At 66.2% G+C, this 2,110-nt stretch carries 2 protein-coding genes; both read left to right on the top strand.

Annotation, left to right across the window (positions count from 1 at the left end; all coding sequences use genetic code 11):
* Nucleotides 1–1,566: polyribonucleotide nucleotidyltransferase (gene pnp / locus RMN84_RS04345; protein ID WP_309610976.1), on the top strand; the 1,566-nt coding region annotated here is incomplete at its 5' end.
* A 212-nt stretch (nucleotides 1,567–1,778) separates the two neighbouring features.
* The coding region (locus RMN84_RS04350) for a winged helix-turn-helix domain-containing protein (protein ID WP_309610977.1) at nucleotides 1,779–2,110 on the top strand (332 nt) is incomplete at its 3' end.

The raw sequence follows: 2,110 nt of genomic DNA on the forward strand, positions 1-2,110 counted from the left end.
CCGCAGGAGCAGATGAGCGCATCCAAGGCGGTCAAGAGCCTGGAAGCCGACATCGTCCGCACCGCCATCCTGAAGGAAGGTCGCCGCATCGACGGCCGCGATACCAAGACCGTTCGCCCGATCGAGGCGATGGTCGGCTTCCTGCCCCGCACCCATGGGTCGGCGCTGTTCACGCGCGGCGAGACGCAGGCGATCTGCACGACCACGCTCGGCACCAAGGACGCCGAGCAGATGATCGACGGATTGGACGGCCTGTCCTACTCGCGCTTCATGCTGCACTATAACTTCCCGCCCTATTCGGTCGGCGAAGTCGGCCGCTTCGGCGCCCCCGGGCGTCGCGAAGTCGGTCATGGCAAGCTGGCGTGGCGCGCGCTGCACCCGATGCTGCCGTCGAACGAGGATTTCCCCTACACGATCCGCGTCCTGTCCGACATCACCGAGAGCAATGGCTCCTCGTCGATGGCGACGGTGTGTGGCGGTTCGCTGTCGATGATGGACGCGGGCGTGCCGCTGATCCGTCCGGTCGCGGGCATCGCCATGGGCCTGATCCTGGAAGGCAAGGATTTCGCGGTCATCAGCGACATCCTGGGCGACGAGGATCACCTCGGCGACATGGACTTCAAGGTTGCCGGCACGTCCGAGGGCATCACCACGATGCAGATGGACATCAAGGTCCCCGGCATCACCGAGGAGATCATGAAGGTCGCTTTGGCTCAGGCCAAGGACGGCCGCGCCCACATCCTGGGCGAAATGGCCAAGGCGCTCGACCATGAGCGCAGCGAACTGTCGGCCCACGCGCCGCGGATCGAGACGATGTCGGTACCCAAGGACAAGATCCGCGAGATTATCGGTACCGGCGGCAAGGTCATTCGCGAAATCGTTGCGACGACCGGCGCCAAGGTCGACATCGACGACGAGGGCGTGATCAAGATCAGCTCGTCCGACGTCGCCCAGATCGAGGCCGCTCGCGCCTGGATCCACGGCATCGTCGCCGAGCCGGAGATCGGCACGATCTACACCGGCAAGGTCGCCAACATCGTCGATTTCGGCGCGTTCGTGACGTTCATGCCGGGCAAGGACGGACTGGTCCATGTGTCGGAAATCCGCAACGAGCGGGTCGAGAATGTGCGTGACGCACTGAGCGAGGGCCAGGAAGTCAAGGTCAAGCTGCTCGAAGTCGACCAGCGCGGCAAGGTCCGCCTGTCGATGCGCGTCGTCGACCAGGTAACCGGTGCCGAGCTGGAGGACACCCGTCCCCCGCGTGAGGCGCGCGAGGGCGGCGACCGTCCGCGTGGCGGCGACCGTGATCGTGGCCCGCGTCGCGATGGCGGCGGTGGTCGTGGTGGTGAAGGTCGCGGTCCCGGTGGCGGCGGCGGTGGCGGTGATCGGGGCGACCGAGGCCCGCGCCGTGATGGCGGTGACCGGGGTCCGCGTCGCGAAGGCGGCGGCGACCGTGGTCCGCGCGCCGAAGGTGGAGATCGTGGCCCGCGTCGTGACAATAGCGACAACGGCCCCGCGCCCGAGTTCGCCCCGGCGTTCCTGACCGGCGGCAGCGACAACGACTAAGGCTTCGTGCCTAGTGCGAAAAGGAGGCCCTGCGAGCGATCGTGGGGCCTTTTCGTTAAGGGGTGCGCAGCTGACCGGTGCCGACTGCCAAATCCTGACCTCGGCGATCCGCGCAGTTGTCCAGGCATGACGACCGGCGTATACGGTGCCAGCCCATTCTGGGGGGAATGAAGGCGGAGTGATCGCTCCGGTCTTCGATGAGGGCGTCGCGTATGGCCTCGAGCGACAACAGCCAGGGTGTTTCTCCTCGCATCGAGCTTGCCCACGAGCCTTCGGTGCGGCTTGGCCGACTTTTGGTCGAGCCGGGGTTGCGCCGGGTGGTGCGTGATGACGGGCAGGAAGAATTTCTCGAGCCACGGGTGATGCAGCTGTTCGTCGCCTTCCTCCGAGCCGAGGGGCGAATCCTGTCGCGCGATGAGCTGATTGTCTCCTGCTGGGAAGGGCGCATCGTCGGCGATGATGCAATCAACCGAACCCTGTCCCGCTTGCGCCGCGTCGCCGAAGGCCTGGGCGAGAGCATGTTCAAGATCGAGACGATCGCCCG

The sequence above is a fragment of the Sphingomonas sp. genome (assembly GCF_031380695.1).
Classification (GTDB): Bacteria; Pseudomonadota; Alphaproteobacteria; order Sphingomonadales; family Sphingomonadaceae; genus Sphingomicrobium.